The 1,965-nt window shown below is 48.2% G+C and carries 3 protein-coding genes; 1 reads left to right on the forward strand and 2 read right to left on the reverse strand.

The window, feature by feature from the left end:
- The first annotated feature begins 153 nt into the window (after positions 1 to 153).
- Positions 154 to 357: a hypothetical protein gene (locus tag V6U78_RS12620; protein WP_405341542.1), complete on the forward strand. Its 204-nt coding sequence runs from the start codon at positions 154 to 156 to the stop codon at positions 355 to 357.
- A gap of 569 nt (positions 358 to 926) precedes the next feature.
- On the opposite strand, the gene V6U78_RS12625 is transcribed toward V6U78_RS12620, so the two are convergent.
- Both V6U78_RS12625 and V6U78_RS12630 read right to left on the reverse strand, forming a co-directional pair.
- Positions 927 to 1,388 (reverse strand): hypothetical protein, encoded by a 462-nt coding sequence (locus V6U78_RS12625; RefSeq protein ID WP_269817543.1) that lies wholly within the window; start codon positions 1,386 to 1,388, stop codon positions 927 to 929.
- On the reverse strand, positions 1,385 to 1,741 hold the full coding sequence (locus V6U78_RS12630; protein ID WP_269817544.1) for a hypothetical protein: 357 nt from the start codon (positions 1,739 to 1,741) through the stop codon (positions 1,385 to 1,387). The genes V6U78_RS12625 and V6U78_RS12630 overlap by 4 nt, the downstream gene beginning before the upstream one ends.
- Positions 1,742 to 1,965: the final 224 nt, after the last annotated feature.

Below are 1,965 nucleotides of genomic sequence, written 5' to 3' on the forward strand. Positions count from 1 at the left end.
CCGATCTGCTGCGGCGACCTGCCTGCTATCCCGAAATCACCCGCCTCAACCGACGCAACCAAGCCAGTGCAATAACGCCCCGTTCACGGGCTTGTCCCGTGCAACGGTTTGTTATTTGAGCGGAACAACAACGAAGACCAAGAGGCGGCAGCTATGAAAATTTACATCGCAGCAGACCAGACAGCGGTAAATCTTGAAGTGGTGACTCATATCACTGTTGCGCGGAGCGAAGGAAAACACATTGTGCGGATAAACTTTTTCGGTGGCGTTGCACGCGAACTGTTGTTTGACGGAAAGTTAGCGGCAGATAAAGAGTACGACGCACTGATTGCGGCTATGAAAGGCGAAGACAAATAACGCAAAGCTCACGCGAACGAAAGCGACGGCCGGTTTTGTGTAAAATTGAGCGCAGCGAAAACACAAAAACGGACTAGCATTCGTGTCGCGTGCAGCGCCTTGTTATTGCAAGAAACAACAAAAAGAATGCTAAAAGCTGCCAACTTGCCGAAAATGGCTAACTTAGGTTAAAGCCGCATCACTCGATCCTGGCACACTACCTCTGAGTGGAGCCAACAGAATGCGCCAAACTCAAGCCTGAAAAAACGAGCAGATTGGGCGGTCTGGCAAACCTGCCAAGTACAACAACGAAGCAACTCGAACAACGCCACCACTTGCCGCATTTGAAGACTGAGCCTTCATTTTAAAACTAGCGAGAGCAGCCCGATAACGAAGGCGCGGCACACTATTTAACGGCCAAACCTGACGAAATCCTGCTAGAACAGCGCCTCGATCTGCTGCGGCGACCTGCCTGCTATCCCGAAACCACCCGCCTCAACCGACGCAACCAAGCCAATGCAATAACGCCGCCATAAACGGCGCGAGGAACGAGCGTCCGGCGACCGCAGGGAGCGAATTTAATGGCCTTGTTATGCACTGACAGCATCTATTCTGACTTTAGTTTTGGTGTAGTTTATTGGCGGATACTCACCGTGGTTTTGAAAGTACCACCACAAAAACTGCCCTTCAGCACCAAGCAGAGTGTCGCCAAACTTGCGGTAATCACAAAAGGCGATTTCTATTGCCCCGTAATTTTTTATTACCATGTCAAATTTCAACGAGTTGGCTTTCGATGTGGCATGCAGGTTTGCATGGCGGAAATATCTGGTTTTGAAGCTGGTTTTTGTTTGGCCTATGTAAAGGATGCAACTCTCTCCATTGAGGCGAGGCACTGGCTTTGAGGACAAGAAAAAATAGACTATGTTTTTTGCCTGAGCAGCCGCTTCCGAGCCATAAACATTTTCAAAAGCGGACTTTGAAAGCTCATTGATTTGACCCGGTAGGCGCTCAAATTTGGTGACCAAAGATGGCAAGTCATGCTTTGTAATCAAACCTGCTGCTCCGTACCCAGATGATCTGATAAATGGGTAGACCCATCAGGCAACCACTCAATGCTCAAATCACCATCACCAAAACGAACTATCCCTTCTTTTTTGGGCAACTCATTGCATTGGCCTCGGTGTGCAATAAAATCATCGAGAAGCTCAATCAGATGCAGCTTAAAACCAGACTCCGTAACCTGATCGAAAATATCTTCTTCAAGTGTCCAAGAAGTACCACTCAAGCGGTCTTCATCATCTTCCGCACGGAAAACCACCTCTCCCGTAACTTTTACAATGTCTGAATGTTGTTCAGCCAACGAGGCAAGACGTGCAGCTTCAAAATTTTGATCGAAATTTGACATATCTTTTCCTTTTTTCTCATTGCTCTTTCAGCTTACGCGACCTGAGCGACAGATTGCGTCGCAGAGGTGCATAACGCCAAGCTCACGCGAACGAGAGCGACGGCCGGTTTTGTGTAAAATTGAGCGCAGCGAAAACACAAAAACGGACTAGCATTCGTGTCGCGTGCAGCGCCTTGTTATTGCAAGAAACAACAAAAAGAAAGCTAGAAGCTGTGAGCTTGCAG

It is taken from the genome of Marinospirillum alkalitolerans, assembly GCF_045055655.1.
GTDB classification, from domain to species: domain Bacteria; phylum Pseudomonadota; class Gammaproteobacteria; order Pseudomonadales; family Halomonadaceae; genus Marinospirillum; species Marinospirillum alkalitolerans.